Below are 23,150 nucleotides of genomic sequence, written 5' to 3' on the forward strand. Positions count from 1 at the left end.
CGGAGTGCGAACGCGATCGGCTTCGTCTCGAACACCACTGCGTGCGGAGGCCCGGCCTGCGATCGGACGAGGCCGAGAATATCGGTTCGACATCCCACGGTGCGTGATCCCAGCCGGCGTCCGAAAAACCGGCAAACAGAGGGTCGCTCATGAAATTTCCTTGGATCAAGTGGGGACGGGCTCCTGCACGGTCCTGCGTCCCACGCGAAATGAAGAACTGCGGCTGCTGGCTGTGCCGCAGGAGTATGTACCGATGTTAACCGCGCGGGCGCGCGTTCGCAGCGCGAGAAGGTATCGGGGTCGCGCGGAGGCGAACGTGTTTCAGTGGGGGTCGATCGAGGCGGGTGTTATCGGGGTGGGCCAGTCGACGGGCGATTCGCGCAATGATGAGATGTCGGGCAGCGGCTTGCGGCACAGCGCGCTGGCCTGTTTGGGCGTCATGCCGAGCGTCCGCAGGAGGCGTTCGGTGACCGCGTCGACGGTGGCGTCGGTGTCACGTTCGGGACGCTCCCGCAGCAGCGTGGCCAGGCCGATGAACATGCCTCCGGCGATGGCCAAGCCCAGTTCGGGATCGCCGATTGTGAACCGTTCCTGGTCGATCGCCGCGGCGATGTCGCGTCGCGCCCGCGGCGACAGTCCGCGGTCGGACAGGATGAGCGAGTCTCCGTGCGCCAGCAGCAACGCAGCCTCCTGCGGGCGGTAACGGAACAGTCGCCCGCTCAGGCGGTAGTTGGCGGCAAAAGTTTCGGCTGGGTCCGAGATCGATCCGGTGAAGCCGTCGAGCAGGGCACCGAGGTCATCGAGGGCGTCGGTCACGGCCGCGGCGAACAGCTCCTCCTTGCTCGAGAAGTGGTTGTAGAAGGACCCCATGCCCACATCGGCGGCCTGGGTGATTTCCAGTATGGGAACGCTGAGTTTGCCCTGCGCGATAAACCCTTTCGCCGCCCGCACCAGAGCGTTGCGCGTGCGCATCTTGCGTCGTTCCAGGCGGTTGACCGGCGTGTTCGACGACTCAGCGGCATCGCGCTCGGGCATGTCCATGGGCCACAGGTTATCAGGTTCGGCTCAATCCTGAGGATATCGTCAGAACCCTTGACTGAGCATTCGTACGTATGTGACGATTTCGTCAGATCAAAGGCGAGGAGGGCAGCGCGTGGCACAGAGAGTGACGCCAGTGAGCGACGGGCACGCGGGTCTGCACAGCGACCGGGGCGCCCTGCGCGGCGAACATCCCGGCCGGTCGCGGGATCCCATCATTCGGGTGGCCGACATCGCCTGGCTCGAGTTCGACAAGCCCGACCTGGTCCGCGCGGAGGCCTTCGCCCGAGCTTTCGGGTTCGGCATCGCCCTACGCGAGCCCCAGCAGCTGCATCTGCGCGGCACCAACGCCGGCTCGGCATGCGTCGTACTGCGTCGCGGGCAGCGCAGCCGATTCGCCGGACTCGCGCTGCGCGCGGCCGACGAGGTCGACCTGGTCCGTCTGGCGGACAAAACCGGCGCCTCGCTGCAGCCGCTCCCGGAATCGATCGGGGGAGTGGCGGTGCATCTGACCGATCCCAGCGGGATGGCGGTCAAGGTCGTCGCCGGTCTCCACGAGCTGCCGGCCCAACCCGCTCAGGCCCCGCAGGTCGTCAACACCGGGCCCGACGACGCGCGGATCAACGCCACCGTGCGGCCGCCTCGCGTGCCCGCCCGCGTGCAACGCCTCGGTCACGTCGTACTGCAGTCCACCACCTACCTGCGCACACTCAACTGGTATCTGGACACCTTCGGGATGATCGTCAGCGACTTCCTGTTCTTCCCCGGCCAGCGCGCCCGCGGCCCGGCAATGAGTTTTATCCGCTGCGACCGCGGCACCACCCCGACCGACCACCACACCCTCGCCCTGGCACTCGGACCGGCCAACCGCTACATCCACTCCGCCTACGAAGTCAGCGATCTCGACGCGCTGGCCGCCGGTGGTGAATACCTGCGTGAACGCGGCTACTACCGGTCCTGGGGGATCGGTCGCCACATCCAGGGCAGCCAACTGTTCGACTATTGGCGCGACCCGGACGGCTTCCTCGTCGAGCACTTCACCGACGGTGACATGTTCGACAACACCCTCGAACCCGGCTGGGCCCCCTTCACCGCATCCGGCCTGGCGCAGTGGGGGCCACCGGCGACCAAAGACTTCCTCGATGCCGACCCCCGCGCGGCGCGCCATCAGCTGACCGCGATGCTCACCGCCCTGCGCGCGGACAACGAATTCGACCTCAACCGGCTCATCGGACTACTGAAAGTAGCGGTCTCGTGACCATTTCCGTCCTCCGCACCGCGGACGGCTGGTGGGTGCAAAGCCCCACCGGCGCCGCCCGCATCGACACCAGCGCCGCGACCACGGCCGAACTCCTCGCCGACAGAGCCGCGATCGACGCGGCTGCGGCCACGGCCGGCAGCATCGCCCTCGACGAACTGCAGCTGCTGTCCCCGGTGACCACTCCTTGCCGCGTCGTCGCCCAGATGACCAACTTCGAATCCCACGTCATCGATTCCGGTATGGACCCAAAGACGGTGCCGCTGACGTTTTTCCGGAAGTCCTCGGCGTCCATCACCGGGCCCTTCGGCGAGATCGTCCGCCCGCCGCATGTGCAGCTGCTGGACTACGAGGTCGAAATCGGCTTGGTGATCGGGCGCGACATCCCGGTGGGCACCTCCATCACCGACGCGAACCTGGCCGAGTACATCGCCGGTCTGACCATCACCAATGACGTGTCCGCCCGCGACATCCAATTGCCGCAAACGCAGTTCTACGAGGCGAAGTCGTACCCGACCTTCACCCCGGTAGGGCCGGCGCTGGTGCTCGTCGACCCTACCGAGCTGACCCGATTCGGCGACCTGCGGCTGCGCCTGAGCGTCAGCGGTGAGGAGCGCCAGAATTCGGTCGTCGACGGCGACATGCTCTACCGACCGCTACAAGCACTGCAATCGCTGACACGATTCCAAGACCTCGCGGCCGGCGACCTGATCCTCACCGGCACCCCGGCCGGCACCGCGCTGACCGCCCCGCCCAAGCCAATCGAGATCATCGGCAACCTGCTACCACCGGCCGTCAAGTGGAAAGCCTTCTTCTCCCGACAGGCGAAGAACCCGAAGTATCTGCAGCACGGCGACGTCGTCGAGGCCTCCATTGCCACCGACGACGGCGCCATCGATCTCGGCGCCCAACGGTTGGCGGTGCGCCACGCATGAGCGCCCCCAGTGGCGCGCCCGCCGAGCATGTCTCGGTGGCCATCGTGGGCGGCGGTCCCACCGGCATCACCGCGGCGACCTTGCTCGCGCAGTACGGGGTGGACACCCTGGTGCTGGACCGGTGGCCGCAGGTCTATCCGCAGCCGCGCGCCGTGCACCTCGATGATGAGGTCTACCGCATCCTGGCCCGGCTCGGCATCGCCGACGACTTCGCCGCGATCTCCCGTCCGGCCCGCGGTCTGCGCTTGGTGGACCGGAATCTGAAGGTACTGGCAGAATTCCGGCGCGATACACCGGTGACGCAGAACGGCTTTCCAGCGGCAAGCATGTTCGACCAACCCGAACTCGAGGAGTTGCTCCGCCGCAACCTCGCCCGTTTTCCGCACGCCCGATTCCGAGGTGACGTCGAGGTTCTCGGGGTGACCGCAAACGATGCGGCAGGTCCACTGCACCTGCGGATCCGCGACCGCATGACCAACCTCGAGTCGACACTCAGCGCCGACTACGTGCTGGGCTGCGACGGTGCCAACAGCACAGTGCGCGGCGCCATAGGCGCGTCGATGCGCAACCTGAAGTTCGACCAGCGCTGGCTGGTCGTCGACATCACCACCACCGCCGACCTGCAGCAGTGGGACGGCGTGCATCAGGTCTGCGACGGGCAGCGGGCCGGGACCTACATGCGTATCGGACCCACGAGGTACCGCTGGGAGTTCGCGCTGCTCGATCACGAATCGGTCGACGACTACGCCACCCTGGCCGCCCTTCGGCCGCTGATCGCCCCGTGGACGCGACACGTTGATGACGCGGACCTGCGCGTGATGCGGGCCGCCGAGTACACCTTCCGCGCTCAGATCGCCGACCGCTGGCGGCGTGGGAACATCTTTCTGCTCGGCGACGCGGCCCATCTCACCCCGCCGTTCATCGGTCAGGGCATGGGTGCCGGACTGCGCGACGCGATGAACTTGGCATGGAAGATCGGCGCCGTCCAGCGCGGAGGTCTCGCGCCCAGTGTGCTCGACAGCTACGAGGCCGAGCGACGGCCGCATGCCCGCGCCATGATCGCCTTGGCGCTCAACGTCGGACGCGTTATGACGTTCGGGGGCCGGCTCGGCGCGGCCGCCCGCGCCGTCGTGCTGCCCCGCGTGCACCTGGTGCCCGGGCTGCGGGCGAAGGTCACCGATTCGCAGACCCCGCCGCTGCGGTCCTCGACGCTGGTTCGGCGCACCCTGGCGACCCGCGGTATCACGGGGCGGCTCTGCCCAAACCCGTTTCTGGGCAACGGTTGTCGGCTCGACGACGCATTGGGAACAGGCTTCGGCGTGATCACCACCGTCGAGCTGACCCCGTCGCAGCGGGACATCGTGGTGGCACGCGGTGCCCGCACGGTCCACGCCGCCGCCGGGTCCGAGCTGGCCCGCTGGCTGAACCGCCACCACGTCAAGGCCGCGGTGATCCGGCCCGACCGCACCGTCATGATCGCCGGCCGCAACCTCACCACCCTGTGCCGCGCTGTCCCGCTGTTCCTGGTCGACCGAGCGTCGGACATCTCGCAACGTATCGGCCCGGCCCACTAGGAATAGGAATCGTCCCCGTGTTTCGTCGCCCCTCTGCCGTACCGGTGTACCGGCCCAACATCTACACCCGCGCAGCGATTCTCGACCCCCACCCGCACTACCGTGCCTTGCGTGAACTTGGGCCCGTCGTTTGGCTGGCCCGCCACCGCCTCTACGCGCTGCCGCGCTACGCCGCATGCAAGGCCACCCTGCGCGACGACGGCCAGTTCCTGTCCGGACACGGGGTCGCAGCCAACCCGCTGGCCAACCGCCTCTCGCGCGGCACCACCCTCAACAGCGACGGCGCCGACCATGACCGGCGCCGAAAACTCCTCGCGCACCGCATGATGCCTCGCGCCCTGCGCGCGCTCGGCGACGACGTCGACGCCCAGGCCCGCTCCATCGTCGAGGACGCCCTGCGCCGGGAACAGGTGGACGCGGTCGCCGATCTCGCCACGGCCCTACCGCTGGCCGTCGTGCCCGATCTGGTGGGGTGGCCGCGCGATCAACGAGCCCGCTTACTCGATTGGGGCGCAGCCACATTCGACATCCTGGGACCGGCGAACCTGCAGGCGCTTAAAGCCGTACCGCGCAGCCTGCAGATGCTGTGCTTCGCGCGCCGCGTCGTACGCGACCGCAACGTGTTACCCGGCAGCATGGCCCATGAACTCCTGACCGCTGTCGACGAGGGCAATCTCGCCGTCGACGAAGTGCCGCCGCTGATGATCGATTACATCGCCCCGTCGCTGGACACCACCATCAGCGCTATCTCGAATGCCATCTACCTGTTCGCCCGGCGTCCCGACCAGTGGGAACTGCTCAAAAGTGATCGCTCTTTGATCCCCAACGCCGTCAACGAAGTCGTGCGCTACGAGTCCCCGCTTCGCGCGTTCACTCGAAAGGCCGTGCACAGCACGGAGATCGAGGGTGTGCCCATCGCTGCTGGCGCCCGGCTGCTGGTCATCTACGCCTCAGCCAACCGTGACGAGCGCGAGTGGGATGCTCCCGACGTTTTCGACATCCGCAATGACGCCGGACGCCACGTCGGGTTCGGCAACGGCGCGCACGCCTGCGCCGGCCAAGCCCTCGCGCGGCTCGAGACCACCGCAATGCTCAAAGCGCTCACCGAGAGCGTCGAGCGCATCGAGGTAACCGCGGAGCCGACCTGGGCGGTCAACAACATCATCCATCGTCACGACCACCTGCCGGTGCGGCTGATCGCGGCCTCAACCCGGCGGTGACGCCTCAGACTTCCCACTGATTCACGTCGTGACATCGAGCGCGGCGCGCACGATGCTGTCTGCGTCGATGCCGTGGTACCGGTACACCGCGTCGAGGTCGCCCGGCTGTCGAAAGTGTTTACTCCTGACGATTTTAAGGCACACCCGAGATGGTGGCCGGGAAGTCGAGGGTCTGGGGAAGCCCACCGGTACCACTGGATTCAGTGCGGTGAATTTTCGGTGTGGTGCATGCTGAATCAGCCGTCCACCAAAGCTTCTTCATCTAACCAGTGGGTGGTCCCGAAATGACCCGCTTCTCAGTCAGCCCGGGGGTCACCTGCGTGGTGCGGGGCTGCTCATACTTTTTGCATCTCCTTGGACTCGTGACGCAGCGGTTGCGGCCATGGTTGGGGAAGGGGGCGGGGCCGCACGCGGCGTGGCCACCAGAACCACCTGCCCAGCAAGGCTGCCAGGGAGGGCGTCATCAGCGAGCGGACAATCAGAGTGTCGAAGAGCAGGCCGAGACCGATGGTGGTGCCGACTTGTCCGATCACGATGAGTCTGCTTATGGCCATGGACATCATCGTGAAGGCGAACACCAGGCCGGCGGAGGTGACCACGGAACCGGTGCCGACCATGGCGCGGATGATGCCGGTGTTGAGCCCAGCGTGGATCTCCTCCTTCATCCGCGAGACCAGTAGCAAGTTGTAGTCGGATCCCACGGCCAACAGGATGATGACCGTCATCGGCAGCACCATCCAGTGCAGGGGAATGCCAATGATGTGTTCCCACAGCAGTACTGAGAGCCCAAACGACGCGGACAGGCTCAACACCACGGTTCCCACGATGACCGCCGCGGCAGCCACGGCCCGGGTCAAGATCACCATGATGATGAAGATCAAGATCAGTGCGGCGACCGCGACGATGAGCAGGTCGTAGTTGGCGCCCTTCTGCATGTCGGTGTACATGGCTGCGCTTCCACCGAGGTAGATCCTTGATCCCTCCAACGGTGTCCCTTTGATAGCGTCTGCTGCCGCGATTTTGAGCGGCGCCGTGCGCGACGTGCCTTCCTCTGTCAACGGGTCGCCTTGGTGAATGATGGTGAACCGCACGGCATGACCGTCCGGGGACAAGAACAGCTTCACGCCGCGTTTGAAGTCGGCGTTGTCGAATGCTTCGGGCGGCAGGTAGAAGGAGTCGTCGTTTTTGGCCTCGTCGAACGCCTGGCCCATGGCTGTGGCGTTGTCCTGCAAGGCCATGGTTTGGTCTTGCTGGGCTTTCTGGGCCTGATACTGGTTGAGCATCATCTGTTTCTGGTTTTTCATCGACGCGATCATGGGCGGCATCAGGGCCACCATCTGCGGCATCAACGCGTCCATGCGGTCAAGGTCGGGAACCAGATCGGAGAGGTCGTCGGACATGGTGCTGATGCCGTCCAGGGCGTCGAACACCGACCGCAGCGACCAGCAGACCGGGATATCGAAGCAATGCTTTTCCCAGTAGAAGTAGCTGCGGATCGGGCGCCAGACATCTTCGAAATCGGCCATGTGATCGCGTAAGTCCTGTACGTCCCCGCTGGTCTTCTTCATCTTGGTGGCCATGTTGTGGGTGACGCCGGCCAGTTGCTGGGTGATGGCCTGCATTTTCTCCATCGAGTCGATGCTGACCTGCATGTCGTCGGCCTGTTTGAGGGTGTTTTGCAGGACGGTCTGTTGGTAGTCGTTGTTCATCACCTGGCCGGTGCTGTTCATGCTGATGTTGTAGGGGATCGAGGTGTGTTGGATCGGCCGTCCCTCGGGCCGCGTGATGGTTTGCACCTGGGCGATACCGTGCACCCGCACAAGGGCTTTGGCGATCTTGTCGATCACCAGGAAACTGGCGGGGTTACGCAAATCGTGATCGGCTTCGACCATCAACAAATCGGGATTCATCTTCGCTTGGGAGAAGTGGCGATCCGCGGCCGCATAGCCGACGTTCGCCGGGACGCTAGCGGGTAAATAGATGCGGTCGTTGTAGGTGGTGTGGTAGCCGGGCAGCGTCAGCAAGCCGACCAGCGCGATCAGGATCGCGCAGATCAGGATGGCGCCGGGCCAGCGCACCGTCGCCGCACCGATACGCCGCCATCCCCGTGGCTGGGTCATGTGTTTGGGATCGAGAACCCGGCCAAAGCGACTGGCCACCGCGATCAGCGCCGGCCCGAGTGTCAACGCCGCAGCGACCACGATCGTCATGCCGATCGCCAAAGGTATTCCCATGGTCTGGAAGTACGGCAGACGGGTGAAGCGCAAGCAGAAGGCCGCCCCGGCAATAGTCATTCCCGAAGCCAGCACGACGTGGGCCGTGCCGTGAAACATGCTGTAATAAGCGGCTTCTCGGTCCTCGCCCAGCCGACGCGCTTCTTGGTAGCGGCCGATCAGGAAGATGGCGTAGTCGGTGGCCGCGGCGATCGCCAGCGTCACTACCAGATTAGTCGCAAACGTCGTCAGGCCGAAAACCTTGAAATAGCCGAGGAAGGCCACCAATCCCCGAGCACCGGCCAATTCCAGCAGCACCATCACCAACACGATGCCCACCGTGACCACCGATCGGTAGACGAGCAACAGCATCGTGATGATGACGGCAAAGGTGAGCAGCGTGATCACCTGCATGCTCTTGTCGCCGGTCTCGTTTTGATCGGCGCTCATTGCCGCAGGACCGGTCACATAGGCCTTGACGCCCGCCGGTGCGGGCACGCTGGCGATGACATGGCGCACCGCCTCCACCGACTCGTTGGCCAGTGCTTCTCCCTGATCTCCGGCGATGTAGACCTGCACGTAGGCGGCCTTGCCGTCGACGCTTTGTGCCGCAGCGGCGGTGAACGAATCACCCCAGAAATCCTGCACGTGCTGGATATGCTTCGGGTCAGCCCGCAGGTCGCGCACCACGCGGTCATAGAACTGGTGGGCGTCGGCACCCAGCGGTTTGTCGCCTTCGAGCACGATCATCACCGAGCTGCTCGTGTCGTACTCGTGAAACACCTTGCCCACCCGTTTGGTGGCGATCATCGACGGCGCATCATTGGGACTCATCGACACCGCGCGGGTCTTGCCGACAACCTCCAGTTGCGGCACAACGGTATTGAGAACCACGACCACGGCGACCCAGGCAAGGATGATCGGCACCGCCAGCACCCGAATCGTGCGCGGTATCCCAGGGCGCGACGCGTGGCGGGCGGCCGGGATGGGCTCGGTCTGGGTTTGGTCCATCAGGGCGCTCATGCCGACTTCACCAAGCAGAAGGTCATGGCATTCACCCCGGCCACCGATCGTTCGTCCCTGACCGCGCGATCAACGGTGATCCGACAAGCAATGGAGCTGCCGTCGCCCTGGGCAAGCAGATTGGGCGTTGCCGCCGGTGCGGTGGTCTGCAGCGTCAACGACCACGGCAACACCACGTCCGGGGCGCGCTGCGGCTTCCCCTCGAGGTCGAGGTAATTGATGACCGCCCTGGCCGCAGAGCCGAACACCTCGTAGGTGACGACCTTGGGGTTGAAGTCCGCTGCGCTGTCAGAACTGTTGGGCGCCACCAGGATGGGGTTGGAGCCAAAGACCGCACGCAACTTCGTCACCGCGACGCCACCGACCGCGACTGCCACCACGATGAGCAGCGGCAGCCACACCCGCCGCACGAGTCCGACCGTCGCATTCATCGCCGGCACCCGGCGCGTGATTCGCCGTGCGCCCATCGCCTCGCACCGCGGTGTTCGGGCGGGGTCACGCTCGGGCCCGACGGGATGGTGTGAACTCGAGTCGCATCGGAAAAGGCAGTCAACTACGGGCCTTTCGGCGAAATGCGGCCAGCGCGAAGTGGATGACCGACGACGACGTGGGGGAGTAAGAGGTAACCTAACCGCCTAAGTGGATGAAGTCAATCCGCTTCTGTGGGACGGTGGTCACATCGGCTCGCGGGGTCGACACCTCGACCGGCGTGCGCTTCGGCACCGGGTTCCAATCTGCACGGTTGAGTCGGCGTTCTCGGGATCCGTTGGCGCTCATGGGTGCGATGCTGCCGGCAACGGAGGTAAGGCTCATGTGCCGTGGATGACTATGGCTCGCCCGTCATGCGCGCTCGGAGACGATCGGTCGGGTGCCTGGTCAGCTAGACGCTGCGGGATACCAGGTGCGCATCGCGGCGTCGAGCTGTTCGTCGTCGAGCGCTTCGACGGTCAACGGTTTCTGTCCCCTGCGGTGGCGGAGACCGTCGAGGAGGATCGCCACATATCGCCGCCACAGTTCCGGCTCGATATGGCCGGCGTACTCGCTGACCGTACCCGCGATCAGGCCCAAGAACGGCATGTCGTTAGGTGAGATGTCCGGGCGCAAATAGCCGTCGTCCTTGGCCCGCTCAACGAGTTTCGTCACCGTAGGGGTTAGCCGCAGCCGCGAAGCCTCGACGCGGTCACCCCCGTAAGCCTTGCTGAATACGGCTTCCCGCAACCCCCGGTCGGTTGCGGTGAGCTCGCATAACTGCTGCACGAACCACACAAACCCTCGCCACGAGTTCTTTTCTTGCAGCGCGGACTCGGCGAGCGCCGTGATCTGATCGATGCCATCTTCAAAGATCGCCTCGACCAGCTCGTCTTTGGTGGCAAATCGCCGATAAACGGTGCCCACTCCGACACCGGCGTGGTGCGCGACGTCATTGAGGGTCGCCTCGAGCCCTCTCGACGCGAAGAGGTCTCGGGCAGCCTCAACCACCCGCTGGCGATTGCGCTCAGCGTCCTTCCGCAGCGGGCGGCACGGCCCGCACCCCGACGGCACGTCGCTCAGTGTAATCTTCGGCATACTCCAGCGAAACGGATGTGAAATATCCGCTCCGGGGGGCGCTCCTGCCTACGCAATGATCAAGAGCGCAGAAGTGATGACCATGACGGCGGCGGTGACGCCGTGGACTCCCCACGCGACCGACCTCGAGCCGCCGTTGCGCAGCACGATCGACGCGTCAGCCAGCGGAATGATGGTGGCGGCCAGCATCACCCAGCCCACCAGGTGGGTTGCGCCCGCGGCCAACAGGATGATGACGAACAATCCGGTGGCGATGTCACGTATGCCCTTGACGCTCAAGTAGGCGCCAGCGGACGGTGGGTCCAGATCTGGCAGCACACCGTAGCCGGCGGCGGCCACACGGGGCGAGACGAGGAATCGCGCGCCGATGAAGACGATGCCCGCGGCTAGCAGTCCGGCCAGGACGTAGCCGATGGTGGTGGTGATGGACATGTAACGGACTCCCGGGTTTGCGTCAGTGGATTGGTGAAAACGGTGTCGGATCAAGCAGTATCGTCTGGACACCGACGATGTCGCCGATGTCGAAGCCGGCCATGTCGGCAGCGAATTCGGAACCGGTCATGATCTGCCGCGTGAGTTGTTCAGGGTCGGCCCCCGCTGGGTAGCCGATAAGTGTGATGAGGCGAGATGCGCCGCTGCGCTCGGTCCACACGCCATGGGTAGTGACGCCGAACGACGTGAATGTCCTCAAGTGGCGGGCCCAGTGAACCGTTGCGTATTGGGCAAGAACCTCGGGTGATCGCATGGTGTAGACCCTGAGCTGAAACATCGAATTCAGCGCTCCTTCAATCTATTTCGCCTTTGCCGCGGCTATGCGGGTGCTTTAGAACATCAGCGCCACGCACAGGGCGCTCACCGCCAGACCCTGTAGCACGGCGCGGGGGCCGATGATGCTGTCCCACTTGGCTTGCAGCGCACGCCCGTTCGGCAGGTCCTGGCCGGTATCGGCGGCCGCGGTCAATTGTCGATTGATGGGGGCGCTCACCCGCGTGTAGAGGACGATCCAGACCAACAGCGCGATCAGGGCGGCGGCCGCGGCGATCGCCTGTGGCCAATGCGCGGCCACCGCTGCGAGCGCCGCGGTTGCCGCGGTGGCCAGAACGCCGAGTACCCCCGGCACCGGCATTCGCCGGTCTCCGTATCGATGCACGCTTCCTGTCACCGCAACCAGGGCACGATCGTCGACCGCGGCCAGGGCCGGTCGCAGCACCATCGCGCAGAACACATCGGTGCCGTAGACCACCGCGGTGCCGAGCAGTGCGGCCAGGGCGGCGGCGCGGGCGATCAAGTCCAAGGTCATGTCAAAACTCCGCACCGTGGTAGGTGTTAGCAACGCTAACCCCGGGGTATTGGGCGTGTCAATAGCAGCGCTAGCAGTTCTAGCCGTGCTATCGTCCGGCATGGGCATCGAGGACCGCCGGGAGCGGGAGCGTGCCGCGCGCCGGCGGCTGATTGTCACGACGGCTCGCAAGCTGGCCGAGGCCGACGGCTGGGATGCCGTCACGACCCGTCGGCTGTCCACCGAGATCGAGTACAGCCAGCCGGTGTTGTACAAGCACTTCACCGGCATGGAGCAAATCGCTGAGGCCGTCGCTATCGACGGCTTCGGCGAACTCGCCGACGTCATTCGAGCCGCTCGCTCCGACGGCGGCTCGGACGCCGAAGCTCTGGGCCGAATCGCGCACGCCTACCTCGGCTTTGCCCGCGCCAACCCGGCGGTGTACGACGCGATGTTCACGCGCGCGACCACCCTGCGCTTCGCCGCGCCGGACACACCGCCGCAGTTGACGACGGCGTTCGATGAGCTGCGCCAAGCGGTTCGACTCGTGGCTGATGAGCATGACGCGGATACCCTCACCGAAGTGTTCTGGGCCGCGCTACACGGCCTGGTGATACTCAGTCGCACGGGTCGGTTGCGCCCAGACCACGACGCGGAGCGTCTCCAACTGCTAGTCAAGGAGTTCGCCGGCAGACACGAAACGGTCGACTAAGCAACGCGTCCGCGCCGTGCGCCTCGGCCGACGCTCTTCAAGCAATCATCACCATGGCAGCGCACCGCCGCGGTTGACGAAGGTGCCGGTCGGACCGTCTGCGCCAATCTGTGCCATGTGAACGATCGCCTCGGCGCCCTCGGCCACCGTCTGCGTACCGGTGTTGCCGTTGAGGTCCGTCTTCGTGAACCCGGGATCGACGGCGTTGATCCGGATGTGCGGGAACGCCTTGGCGTACTGCACGGTGACCATGTTCAGCGCCGCCTTCGACGCCGGGTAGGCCACCCCGGGATAGAAGTCCGCAGGGGCGGACGAGAGCAGGGTCAGCGACCCCAGGCCGCTGCCGACGTTGACCACCACCGGCGCGGCAGACCTCTGCAGCAGCGGTAAAAACGCGTGCAACACCCGGACCGTTCCAAAGACATTTGTCTCGAACGTCTTTCGCATCACGTCGGCGGTCACGTCCGCGGGACCGATCACCGCGTTGCCGTCGGCGCGTTCCTCGATCCCGGCGTTGTTGACCAAAACGTCGAGCCCGCCGGCGGACTCGATGGTCCGAACCGCGGCCTGCACCGACTCGTCGTCGGTGATGTCAAGCTGGATAGCGCGCGCGCCCACGGCGCCAGCGGCCAGGCGACCCCGTTCTGCGTCGCGGCTACCCAAGTACACGGTGTGTCCCAGCCCCACCAGGTGGCGAGCGGTTTCCAAGCCGATACCTTTGTTTGCTCCTGTGATGAGTGTCGTCGTCATGACCCCACGATGCGATGCGGCCACCCCCTGAGCCAGGAGTCCAATTTTCCTAGGACCGCCGATACCAGGACAGCTCAACCGAATAAGGGCAAAGTGGACGCATGGCGACGACGGAATTCGGGCTGGCGCTGCGCGCCTGGCGCGACAAAGTGGCTCCGGAAGCCGCCGGACTCTCCGGAGGGAGTCATCGGCGTGCCGCCGGCTTGCGTCGTGAAGAACTCGCGCAGCTGGCCGGAATCTCGGTCGACTACATAACCCGCTTGGAGCAGGGGCGTGCGGTCAATCCGTCGGAACAGGTCATCGAGGCTCTGGCCCGGGCGTTGAGGCTGTCCAGCGCGGATCGCGTCCGCCTGTTCAACTTGGCCGGCCGGGTGCCGCCGGGGCAGGGCACGGTACCGGCCTATATTCCGCCGGGCGTGCAACGGATGCTCGACCGGCTACGGGAGACGCCGGTGGCCGTGTTCGACGCGGCGCTGACTCAGCTGATGGCCAGCCCGCTCTACGTCGCGCTCATGGGCGAGCATGTCGGCAAGGAGCGAAACGCGCTGTGGCGCAACTTTCTCGGTGCCCGCGGTCGGATACGACACACGCCGGAGTCGCTGCTTGACTTGCAAACCGCCCAAGTCGCGGCGTTGCGGGCAACGGCGCAACGCTATCCCGCCGACCAGGCCGTGCGACGGTTGATCGACGAGCTAAAGGCTGAGAGTGGCCTGTTCGCCGAGCTGTGGGATTCGTCCGCCGTGGTCAACTATCAGCTGGCGTCGCGTAAGACCATCGTCCACCCGCAGGTCGGCGCGATCACCCTGGATTGCGACATGCTGACTGTTCCCGGCGCCGACCTGACGATCATGCTCTACACCGCCGAACCCGGCACGGAGGACGCCGAGCGGCTGGCGCTGCTGGCGGTCATCGGCGCTCAATCGCTCGTCGGCTAGCTCGTCGGCGCCTAAGGCGCCACCTGGACGCGATCGAGCCCATCTACCCAACGGGTGCCATCGCCGATGCTTCAATCTCGAAGCATCGTGACGACGATCACAGGCGTCGCGGAAATCGCTTCGATGTCGAAGCGGTTGCTACTCACGTAGCTGCTTCGAATTCGAAGCAAATGACAAAGGAGAAGATCATGAAAGCCGTGCGATACCACCGTTATGGCAGTAGCGACGTTCTGCAGTACGAGGAGGCCCCGCGACCGGTGCCAGGACCACAGCAGGTGCTGGTGAAGGTGGCCGCCACCTCGTTCAACCCGGTCGATGCCGGCATCCGCGGGGGATATCTGTCTGAGGTGTACAAAATCAGCTTCCCGCACGTCCCCGGCGTCGATGTGGCCGGGACGATCGCCGAAATCGGTGCGCAAGTGCAGGGGTGGAGAATCGGCGATGCGGTCGTGGCCTTTCTGCCGTTGGATGCCGATGGCGCTGCGGCCGATTACGCGCTCGCGCCGGTCGAGTCCGTGGCCGCCGCGCCGCGAACGGTGGCTCTCGCCGACGCGGCCGCGCTACCGGAGGCCGGATTGACCGCGTGGCAGGCGCTGTTCGAGATCGCCGGGCTGACCGTGGGGCAGACGGTCCTGATCAACGGTGCGTCCGGTGCGGTCGGCGGCTATGCAGTTCAGCTGGCCAAGCAGGCCGGGGCCGTCGTCACCGCGACCGCTAAGCCGCACGACGCCGACCGTCTGCGCGGCTATGGCGCCGACCGGATCGTCGACTACATCGACTACACGCACGCGCCGATCACCGTCGACGGAGCGCCATTCGACGTGGTACTCAATCTGGTCTCCACCACCCCAGAGCAGACCGAAGCCCTCATCCACGTCGTCGCCGACGGCGGTTTCCACGTCGGCACCATGGTTTCGGGGCCGGAAGACCCCGGCCGCGGCGTCCGCACGCAGCGGGTCTTCGTCCGCAGCGACGCTGAGCAGCTCGCACGCCTGGTCGGCCGCGTCGACGCCGGGCAACTGCACATCGAGGTCGCCGACCGCCGCGGCCTGGATCAGGCCGCGGCCGTGCACGCCGAATCCGACGCCGGCCGGCTGCGCGGCAAGACCATCCTCCTGCCCGCCGAGCAGTAGACCGCTGGCGCAACCATTCAGCGCGGGTAGACCGGGGCTATGGTTCCGGTCTACCCGCATGCGCGCGGGGTCGCTGCCGCTCCCGACAGATGTCTGGTGAGAAAAGTTGTGCCGCCGTGTCTTTCACACTCGCTCGATGGTCGCCGCCGGGCGGAGGCTACCAGCGCGTAGCGAAACCCAGCCACTTCGATGTCGAAACATTAGAATCCAAGCATGGCCGAAGCCCTCAACCCCAATCAACTGCGGGCCTACTTCGCCCTGATGGAGGCGGTGAGCCTGCTGCAATATGCGGTGCGCGAACAGTTGCAGGCCGAAGGAGGACTGAGCTACGTGCAGTTCGAGATTTTGGCCAAGCTCGCTGACGCCCAACGGAAGCTCACCATGACCGAGTTGGCCGACGGCGTGGTGTACAGCCGTTCCGGCCTGACCCATCAGGCAGGGCTATTGGAAAAGCAGGGGCTCATCACTCGCGCGGTTTCCCCTGACGACCAGCGCGCCACGGTCGTGGACATCACCAAGAAGGGCCGGGCCCGTGTTGCCAAGGTCCTGCCCGGTCACATCCAGGTCGTGCGAGACCTGCTGTTCGGCTCGCTGTCCGCCCGCGAGGTGCGAATCCTCGGCGACATGATGAGCAGTGCCCGCGACCATATGCGTGCTCGGCCGCCCCGCTCGGCCGCCCCACGCAATCGGGTCGCAAGGGGACACAGCTAGTGCGCGTTGGCAATCGCCTCCCGCATCCCCCGGCGGACCTGTTGCCTCGCGACCGGACCATCGGTCGAAACGCTCTGGTCGCAGCTACAACTGAGGCCACCGAACGGATCGGGCTCACCGCCAACGCCCGGATCGGCGCCCGCCGTCGTCGCCACCGAAGCGCCGAACACCACGATCAGGGCGGTGCACATCACCGCTTTCATGCTGAAAGACAGCGGGTTTCGGTTCGGCGTGGAGCGCCGCGCGGTCTGGTGTGCTGTGGGCATGTTCATGGCGATTTCCTTTGCGGTCGAAGAGCTTATCCACCCTTTGACGATGTGATAACCGATTCGGTGCCCTAGCCGGCCACCGGCGAATGCGGAATCAGCGAGACGCGCATGCCGATGCGTTGAACGGCGCCCTCCGATTCGCGTCCGACCATGCCGCCCAATGGCAGCTTGGACACCGCGGTGCCGGGTGATGCCGCGGGTGCGACGGCCCAACCGCCCGGCGCGGCACCGCCGCCCAGCGCCGGCAGCGGGGCCACGGACGAAACCGTCGTCGCCCAACTCGGGGGTACGGACAAGGTGCTCAGCGCGCTGGCTTGGCCCACGCTCGCCGCGGCGCCCTGGCCCAGTCCCGCCAGCGGCTCGAGGCCTCCCACGCCGGCCGCGGCGCCGGCCCCTCCCATGCCGGCTATGCCCTGGGCGCCCTCGGCCCCCAGGATGGAACCGGCGCCCGCTTCGTCCAGTGCCAAGCCCTGATAATCCAAATCGAGGCCGTAGAGGTCGATGCCGATTCCACCGCCGTCGGCGATCAGACCGGCGCCGTCGGCGCCGTATCCTGCCGCCTCGGAGGCCAGGCCCGCAGTGGCCCCGTCCGCCGCGGGTGCGGCGGCGAGTGCCGAGGCCAGGCCCGAGGCCGCGCCGGCACCGGTGCTCGCGCTCTTGGTCGCACCCTTGCCCGAGGCGCCGGTCAAACCCGACAGGGAACTGAGCGGTGCGGAGGCTCCCGACGACCCGAGCGACGCGCCCGTGCCCATTGCCGCCTGCGACAGACCGGTGCTCGAGGCTGAGCCGGGGGTCGAGAGGCCCTGCAGAGTCTGGGGCACCGAAGAGGCCCACTGCGTCGCCGATGTGTGTGCGCTGCTACCGAATTGGGCCGTCGCGCGCGTGACGGTGCCGATGTGGCCGGCCGGATTCGTCGTCTGCGGCGGCGTCGCAATCGGCGAAAGCCTCGACGCGGCAGCCGAATTGGCGGCGTAGGTGTACATCGCGGCGGCGTCCTGCGCCCACATCTCGCTGTACTCGGCCTCGGTCGCCATGATGACCGGCGTGTTCTGGCCGAAGATGTTGGTCTGGATTAATGCCAATAGCCGGGCGCGGTTGGCTGCGATCAGCGGAGGTGGCACTGTCATCGCGTAAGCGGTTTCGAACGCCACCGCGGCGGCCGTGGCCTGCGTCGCCGTTTGCCCACATTGCTCGGCGGTGGCGGCCATCCACGCCATGTAGGGCAGCACGGCGCCCGCCATCGACATCGACGCGGGCCCCGACCAGGACTCGCCGGTGAGGCCCGCGATCACGGCGTGGTAGCTTCCGGCGCCGTCCGCCAGCTCGGCGGCCAGCGACTCCCATCCCGCGGCGGCGGCCAGCAAGGTGGCGGGCCCGGGACCGAGGTACATCCGACCGGAGTTGATCTCTGGTGGCAATGCGCCAAAATCCATGTCTTTCCCTAACTTTTTGGTGCCTGTGTTGGCTGACCGTGCCGAGGCCATCGCGTCGCTGGACGTTGGTGGCGTCGCGCCCCACGTCGGGTCAGCAGATGAAGTAGCTGATTGAAAATCGCCGAAGCCGACGCGCAGAGGCGCCATGGTTGACGACGACGCCCGAGGTTCGCGGCGATTGAGGCAGATTGGCTTCGACCGCGAAGATCGCATCGATGCAACTGCCGCGACTGCGGATCAGCCGACGTCAGGCAAGCTAAACCTGTTGACGGCTAACGCCGGACCTGCCGCGACGGCGTTGCCCGCGAGAGTCCGCCATGCATGATCAGCAGCGGGCGACGCAGAATCGAATCAGTAAATTCTGGTCAACTGAGCTGGGCGCCGGCGCACGAGCGGGCGGGTCGAGCCGCTGCTCGGAGCGGACAATCGTGACCATCGGGGGCGTCGCGGATCCGGGGGAGCGGGGCGTGGAAAACGCCAAAGTGGTTGGCCGATAGCGCTTTAGCCCGCCGCCTTTGAACGCCTTGTCGTCGTTCACGGTGGACCACACGCCAACGCGACGGACCGGTATCGAGTCGTTACTCAGCTGTGTGGGGCCGGAAACCGGGCTGGCCGCTGCCGCCACCGCCGGTGGCGCCGCTGCCGCGTCGATTGTCTTCTCGGTGCGCAAAGCCCCGCAACCGAGCACAACTGCGAGAAGGGCCAGCGCAGCAACGACGGCGGACGCAGCTTGTCGTCGTGACCAGCGTGACGGCTTTGTAACTCCGAAACTCACAGTGCCACTTACGTTACCAGCCGCGACGCGGCGGCTGCCCCGAGCCACGCCGTCGGTGGCGTCACATCATCCGGGGCCCGCCGAAACCCGGGACGGTGCCCACCGGGATCAACGCGAACGCGATCGAGAGCAGAATGAACAGTCGCAACGTTCTCGGGGTCATCGCCTGCTCGATTTCCGGTCGGCGGGCCGCGAAGAGAACGAACACGATCGCGACATCGAACCCTACGATCGTCAGCCAGCGAGTCCAGTCGTAACCGGTGAGGAATACCGGGATGACCAGCACCAGGCCCGCGATCACCCAGTTCATTCGCCCTTGCAGGGCAGCGACGAACGCGCGCAGCGGTACGCCCGAAACACCGCTGACTCCCCACAGCGTCACCGCCAGCGCGGCGGCGCCGAATAGCAAAGAGATTGTCAGGCCCAGTATTCCGATGTGACCGACGGCGCGGACGGCGTCCCCGATCCCGTGGTCGTAGTTCGGCAACACGTTGCGGCACACCCAGTCGTGATAATCGGTCCTGGGACTCTGGCCGTCGATGACGAAGCGCATCAGCGTTTGCGGCGACGTGACCGTGGCGAAGGGGTTGGGCATCACGCGATGCGGTACGGACGCACACAGTTGCGAGGCGATGTCGTGACGGCCGAATCCCGCCACGACGGCCGCGGCGATCACTCCCGGTGTCACGGCCATGAGCACGCCCCGACGCTGGGTGGTTTCCAGCGCGCCGCCGAGAACGATGATCGCCAGCACGGCTCCCAACGCGTACTGCAGCCCATTCGCCTCGTGCACCAGGGTCAGCACCGCGATCGCGGCGCCGTAGGTTGCGCAGCAGCCCATCGCGGTGGCCCTGGTACGCGTGATGGCCAAGGCCGAGCTGAACAGCGCCAGGGCCGCCCCACCGAACAAGTCCGGCCGGGCCGAAAACGCCGCGAACGGTACACCGAAGGGCAGCAACGGAATCGCCATCGCCAGCAGGAGCCGGCGCTGCGAGCGATGGCGACTGAACGCCACCACGCCCGCGACCGCCGCCAGTCCGCACAGATAGATCCCAGTGGACAGCCACCGCAGGCCGAGGGAGGCCGCGAAATAATGTCCGGGGACCGAGCGAACCAATTCGCCGGCGAGGCCACGACGGACGAAGCCGTGCCGGTAATCGGCGGCGTAATAGGACATCCAGTACACGTCGAGCGGAACGACCTTGATCGCGAACCACAACACGACCGCCGACCATGCCGCGATCGCGGCGCCCACATACAGGATGTGGTTTCGCGTAAGCGGATTCGCCTCAACTTCCACGGCCACCATCAGCTGCGGCCCTCGTACACGGTGGTGGCGGACAACTGTAGATCCGCCAGCGCACCACACGCGAGCTCGCGGGCGGCGCAGGTGTCGCCGGAACCGCTCTGATAGGCGACGACGGTGAGAAACCGGCTGCCGTTGACCGTCCCTGTGCCGCAGAACAATTGGCCGTGTGCCTGTTCGATACGCGCCCGGGTGATGCCCTGCTCGGCGAGCCGCATGGAAAGCTCGGACGCGTCCCCGCCGTCGATGCGGCTGACGGCGGCGTCGAGGGCGCCCAGATTGGAACATCCCACCGGCAACTGACCAGACGACATCGCGATGCCTTCGGCGCGCCGGACCAGCCAGTGCGGCGTGAACGGGATGAGCGGCAACCCGGCGAGCATTTCGTTGGGCTGTTCTTCCAAGGACGTCAGCGCTGTCTTGACGTCGGTGCGCACCGCGGTCAGGTCGCCGGCCACCGCCGTGCCGTCGACCGTCACCGTGATGGAGGTCAGCGCGTTGGCCCGGTCGTCGTCGGGGGTCCGGTCGCTGACCGGAAGCACCACCGTCACCGAGTTCCCGTCGGGCAGCACTCTGCCCATCCGGTGCGCCAGCCGAGCGACGAACGCAACGAAGAGCGCGTTGCTGCTTCCATTGAGGCTGCGCGCCCGCGCTTCCCAAGCCGCAGCGTCGGTTTGGATTGTCACCGACGGCGCCGCGTTCGGGTCGTCGGTCGGCGTGAGCGCCTCCGGGTTCCGCGTGCGCGGCGAGGGCTGCTGGTTGGACGACACCCTGAGCAATATCAGCAGCGTCGCGATCAGCGCCCGGATCGCCGCCGGCAGCGCGATGACGGCATCGACAAGATCCTCGCCCACCGCGCGCCACCGCGCGCGTGAATTCGGCCGAGCGTAACCGAGATTGCGTTGTTCTCCCTTGACCGCTTCGGCAACGGCCGTAACCATGCCGAGCCCGTCGACAACGCAGTGCGAGGCCACCAGGGTGACCGCTGCGCCACCGTCGACCAGCGGCAGCACGCCGAGGTGAAACGTCGGGCCATGTTCGGGGTCCACCCGCACCTGGGCGCGCCGTTCGAGCCACGCGCCGATCTCGTGCCGCGGTTGCCGCGGCTCCCACGCGATGTCGGGCGAGCGGCCGTCGACCACCCAGCGATGACGCCCGAAGGGCAACGGCGAGCGCTCGATGCGCCGGCCGAGCAGGCCGGCACCCAGATTGTCCTTGAAGGCCCGCAATTCGTCGATGTTCACGTCACGGTCGTAGACCCACGTGCATTGCACCGTGCTGCCTTGACCGGTGGCGCGCAGCCGAAGGAAAGCGGCCTGGTCCAACAGCGCCAGCCTGGTCACTAGCACCCCGCCTCGGCCGCGGCGCGATACCCGCGCACCGCCGCCGGCGCGAACACGGCGACCAGGACGCCACCCCACAGGCCCGCCTGCCACAGCGGCGACAGCACCGGTCCGCCCTCCGCGAGCGCGCGCATCGCCTCGATCGTCGGCGATATCGGCGAAAAACGCACCACGGGTTGCAGCCAGCCCGGAAACACCTCGGCCGGCGCCACACCGGTATTGAGGAACAACAGCACGACGCACCCCGCACCCAGCCACGTCACCATCGCCTTGCCGTCCGCGCGCGCCGCGATCGCGATGACCAACGTCGCCATGCCCGCCGAAATCGCCACGGGCACCAGCACGAAGGCCAGCATCGCCATCCAGCCATAGCTGAATCGCAGACCCAGCGCGATCCCGAAGACGGTGAGCACGACGGCGGACGTGGTGGTTCGGGCGGCCTCGGCGACCAGTCGCCCCGCCACGGTGCTGGCTCGATGCACTGGCTGCACCCACAGCCTGGTCAGCACACCGGACTCCCGCTCCGACGGCAAAGCCAAACCGGCGCCGAGGGTGCCGAACACGGCGCCGACCACCGCGCACATGGGTACCAGCCCGTACAGGCTGTCGTGTCCGGTGAAGGCCAGGACGGATTTGCCGACCAGCAGCTTGTAGATGATGAGCAGAAAGGTCGGAAACAACAGCGCCTGGACCGCGACGATCGGATCGCGCCGCCAGCGGCGCAGGAGCCGTCCCGCCTCCGACCCGCTTTGGCTGACGAAGGCCGTCAGCGGTGTCCGGCGTGAAATCCTCTGCTCTGCAGCGGTATTGACGGCAATCGCGGCCTGTTCGGCGCACGCATCGCCCGTCGGTAAGGCGTTCGGGCGGGGCTTGCGCACGAGCCGGGCGGCGCCCGAACTCCCCGCGCCGACGCGTCCCTGCATGCGCACCGCGAGTCCACCGAACAGCGCCAGCAATCCGAGGCACCACGCCAGCGTCACCGCGAGCTCCCGGCCCGGAACGTGACCGGCGGACAGAGCGCGCAGCGTCTCGGTGACCTGCGACACCGGTTGGTAGCGAATGAACGGTCCGATCCAGGCTGGAAAAGATTCCGCCGGAGCGATGCCGGTGGACAACAACACCAGGACCAGTTGGGGGAGCAGCAGTAATTGGCTCGACGACTCGACGGAGCCGACGCGCGAGCCCAAAGCGTCAGCGCCGAGACACACCGCCATCGCGAACGCCACGACGATGACCACGAACAGAACCGCGATGCCCGGGCCGCCCTGCATCCGGAAACCGAACGACCACCCGACCGCAACGGAAGCGACCAGCGCGATGATCGCGCGTATCAAGCAATACAGCATCCGTGCGCTCAGCGGCACCGCCGCTGGGACCGGCAGGGTGCGAAGCCGGGACCCGAAGCCGGACAACCGGTCTCGCGCGGCGCGGTCGGCTGTGGTCATCGCCCCGAACAGCATCGCCTGCACGATGACCACCGGAAGCACGTATTGCGCATAGGTCATCGGGCCGGTGCGGATGATGCCGCCCAGCACGAGGGTGAACCCCAAGAAGCAGCCCACCGGAGCCAGCGCCGCGAAGAGTAGGTCGGCATCGCGGCGCGATCCCGACATCGTGCGCAAAGTGAGTGCCACGAGGGCACTCATACCGAGACCTCCCGCGGCGACAGGACGGGAC

At 66.4% G+C, this 23,150-nt stretch carries 22 protein-coding genes and 1 pseudogene; 9 read left to right on the forward strand and 14 right to left on the reverse strand.

Annotation, left to right across the window (positions count from 1 at the left end):
- Both A9W96_RS31390 and A9W96_RS11280 read right to left on the reverse strand, forming a co-directional pair.
- Positions 1–77: pseudogene (locus A9W96_RS31390) on the reverse strand (VOC family protein); the annotation flags it as partial.
- 244 nt (positions 78–321) lie between these two features.
- A complete protein-coding gene (locus tag A9W96_RS11280) occupies positions 322–1,041 on the reverse strand; it encodes a TetR/AcrR family transcriptional regulator (RefSeq protein ID WP_067139783.1) in 720 nt (239 codons plus the stop codon).
- 112 nt (positions 1,042–1,153) lie between these two features.
- On the opposite strand from A9W96_RS11280, the gene A9W96_RS11285 reads away from it, so the two are divergent.
- The 4 genes from A9W96_RS11285 to A9W96_RS11300 are packed head-to-tail and all read left to right on the forward strand — an operon-like array spanning position 1,154 to position 6,025.
- Positions 1,154–2,296 carry a VOC family protein gene (locus A9W96_RS11285; RefSeq protein ID WP_067139786.1) on the forward strand — a complete coding sequence of 381 codons (1,143 nt, stop codon included), beginning with the start codon at positions 1,154–1,156 and terminating at the stop codon, positions 2,294–2,296.
- The gene (locus tag A9W96_RS11290; protein ID WP_067139789.1) at positions 2,293–3,231 is read left to right on the forward strand and encodes a fumarylacetoacetate hydrolase family protein; all 939 of its coding nucleotides are present in this window, start codon (positions 2,293–2,295) and stop codon (positions 3,229–3,231) included. The genes A9W96_RS11285 and A9W96_RS11290 overlap by 4 nt, the downstream gene beginning before the upstream one ends.
- Positions 3,228–4,805 carry a bifunctional 3-(3-hydroxy-phenyl)propionate/3-hydroxycinnamic acid hydroxylase gene (locus A9W96_RS11295; RefSeq protein ID WP_067139791.1) on the forward strand — a complete coding sequence of 526 codons (1,578 nt, stop codon included), beginning with the start codon at positions 3,228–3,230 and terminating at the stop codon, positions 4,803–4,805. The genes A9W96_RS11290 and A9W96_RS11295 overlap by 4 nt, the downstream gene beginning before the upstream one ends.
- 17 nt (positions 4,806–4,822) lie before the next feature.
- Positions 4,823–6,025, forward strand: coding sequence for a cytochrome P450 (locus tag A9W96_RS11300; RefSeq protein WP_067139794.1), 1,203 nt, complete (start codon positions 4,823–4,825; stop codon positions 6,023–6,025).
- Between the two features lie 335 nt (positions 6,026–6,360).
- On the opposite strand, the gene A9W96_RS11305 is transcribed toward A9W96_RS11300, so the two are convergent.
- The 6 genes from A9W96_RS11305 to A9W96_RS11330 form a co-directional block, all read right to left on the reverse strand.
- Positions 6,361–9,261: an RND family transporter gene (locus tag A9W96_RS11305; protein ID WP_067139797.1), complete on the reverse strand. Its 2,901-nt coding sequence runs from the start codon at positions 9,259–9,261 to the stop codon at positions 6,361–6,363.
- A complete protein-coding gene (locus A9W96_RS11310; RefSeq protein ID WP_304441480.1) occupies positions 9,258–9,728 on the reverse strand; it encodes an MmpS family transport accessory protein in 471 nt (156 codons plus the stop codon). The genes A9W96_RS11305 and A9W96_RS11310 overlap by 4 nt, the downstream gene beginning before the upstream one ends.
- 409 nt (positions 9,729–10,137) lie before the next feature.
- Positions 10,138–10,803 (reverse strand): TetR/AcrR family transcriptional regulator, encoded by a 666-nt coding sequence (locus A9W96_RS11315; protein WP_231997999.1) that lies wholly within the window; start codon positions 10,801–10,803, stop codon positions 10,138–10,140.
- Between the two features lie 72 nt (positions 10,804–10,875).
- Positions 10,876–11,259: a DUF4267 domain-containing protein gene (locus tag A9W96_RS11320; protein ID WP_067139801.1), complete on the reverse strand. Its 384-nt coding sequence runs from the start codon at positions 11,257–11,259 to the stop codon at positions 10,876–10,878.
- Positions 11,260–11,281: 22 nt separating this feature from the next.
- Complete coding sequence (locus A9W96_RS11325; protein WP_067139804.1) at positions 11,282–11,596, reverse strand: NIPSNAP family protein; 315 nt, start codon at positions 11,594–11,596, stop codon at positions 11,282–11,284.
- A 54-nt stretch (positions 11,597–11,650) separates the two neighbouring features.
- Entirely contained in the window at positions 11,651–12,127 is a 477-nt protein-coding gene (locus A9W96_RS11330; protein WP_067139808.1) for a DUF1772 domain-containing protein, read from the reverse strand.
- 100 nt (positions 12,128–12,227) lie between these two features.
- On the opposite strand from A9W96_RS11330, the gene A9W96_RS11335 reads away from it, so the two are divergent.
- On the forward strand, positions 12,228–12,818 hold the full coding sequence (locus A9W96_RS11335; protein WP_067139810.1) for a TetR/AcrR family transcriptional regulator: 591 nt from the start codon (positions 12,228–12,230) through the stop codon (positions 12,816–12,818).
- A gap of 48 nt (positions 12,819–12,866) precedes the next feature.
- Here A9W96_RS11335 and A9W96_RS11340 read toward each other — a convergent pair whose 3' ends face one another.
- The gene (locus tag A9W96_RS11340; RefSeq protein ID WP_067139813.1) at positions 12,867–13,568 is read right to left on the reverse strand and encodes an SDR family NAD(P)-dependent oxidoreductase; all 702 of its coding nucleotides are present in this window, start codon (positions 13,566–13,568) and stop codon (positions 12,867–12,869) included.
- Positions 13,569–13,669: 101 nt separating this feature from the next.
- Between A9W96_RS11340 and A9W96_RS11345 the strand changes: the two genes are divergently transcribed.
- From A9W96_RS11345 to A9W96_RS11355, 3 genes are all read left to right on the forward strand, one after another.
- Positions 13,670–14,503, forward strand: coding sequence for a helix-turn-helix transcriptional regulator (locus A9W96_RS11345; RefSeq protein ID WP_067139816.1), 834 nt, complete (start codon positions 13,670–13,672; stop codon positions 14,501–14,503).
- 188 nt (positions 14,504–14,691) lie between these two features.
- Positions 14,692–15,636: an NADP-dependent oxidoreductase gene (locus A9W96_RS11350; protein ID WP_067139850.1), complete on the forward strand. Its 945-nt coding sequence runs from the start codon at positions 14,692–14,694 to the stop codon at positions 15,634–15,636.
- A gap of 213 nt (positions 15,637–15,849) precedes the next feature.
- Positions 15,850–16,347 (forward strand): MarR family winged helix-turn-helix transcriptional regulator, encoded by a 498-nt coding sequence (locus A9W96_RS11355; RefSeq protein ID WP_066867830.1) that lies wholly within the window; start codon positions 15,850–15,852, stop codon positions 16,345–16,347.
- Here the strand turns inward: A9W96_RS11355 and A9W96_RS32600 are convergent.
- A complete protein-coding gene (locus A9W96_RS32600) occupies positions 16,344–16,538 on the reverse strand; it encodes a hypothetical protein (RefSeq protein ID WP_231999661.1) in 195 nt (64 codons plus the stop codon). The genes A9W96_RS11355 and A9W96_RS32600 overlap by 4 nt on opposite strands.
- Here A9W96_RS32600 and A9W96_RS32605 point away from each other — a divergent pair.
- On the forward strand, positions 16,531–16,668 hold the full coding sequence (locus A9W96_RS32605; RefSeq protein ID WP_231999662.1) for a hypothetical protein: 138 nt from the start codon (positions 16,531–16,533) through the stop codon (positions 16,666–16,668). The two genes, A9W96_RS32600 and A9W96_RS32605, sit on opposite strands and share 8 nt — an antisense overlap.
- A gap of 16 nt (positions 16,669–16,684) precedes the next feature.
- On the opposite strand, the gene A9W96_RS11365 is transcribed toward A9W96_RS32605, so the two are convergent.
- The 4 genes from A9W96_RS11365 to A9W96_RS11380 form a co-directional block, all read right to left on the reverse strand.
- Positions 16,685–18,049, reverse strand: coding sequence for a PPE family protein (locus tag A9W96_RS11365; protein ID WP_067139819.1), 1,365 nt, complete (start codon positions 18,047–18,049; stop codon positions 16,685–16,687).
- Between the two features lie 836 nt (positions 18,050–18,885).
- Entirely contained in the window at positions 18,886–20,133 is a 1,248-nt protein-coding gene (locus tag A9W96_RS11370) for a hypothetical protein (protein WP_067139822.1), read from the reverse strand.
- A complete protein-coding gene (locus A9W96_RS11375; protein ID WP_067139826.1) occupies positions 20,133–21,473 on the reverse strand; it encodes a hypothetical protein in 1,341 nt (446 codons plus the stop codon). Before A9W96_RS11375 ends, A9W96_RS11370 begins: the two co-directional genes overlap by 1 nt.
- Positions 21,473–23,119: an ABC transporter permease gene (locus A9W96_RS11380; protein WP_067139829.1), complete on the reverse strand. Its 1,647-nt coding sequence runs from the start codon at positions 23,117–23,119 to the stop codon at positions 21,473–21,475. The genes A9W96_RS11375 and A9W96_RS11380 overlap by 1 nt, the downstream gene beginning before the upstream one ends.
- Positions 23,120–23,150 lie beyond the last annotated feature (31 nt).

Origin of the sequence: Mycobacterium sp. 1245852.3, assembly GCF_001669335.1 — a bacterium.
Taxonomy (GTDB): domain Bacteria; phylum Actinomycetota; class Actinomycetes; order Mycobacteriales; family Mycobacteriaceae; genus Mycobacterium; species Mycobacterium europaeum_A.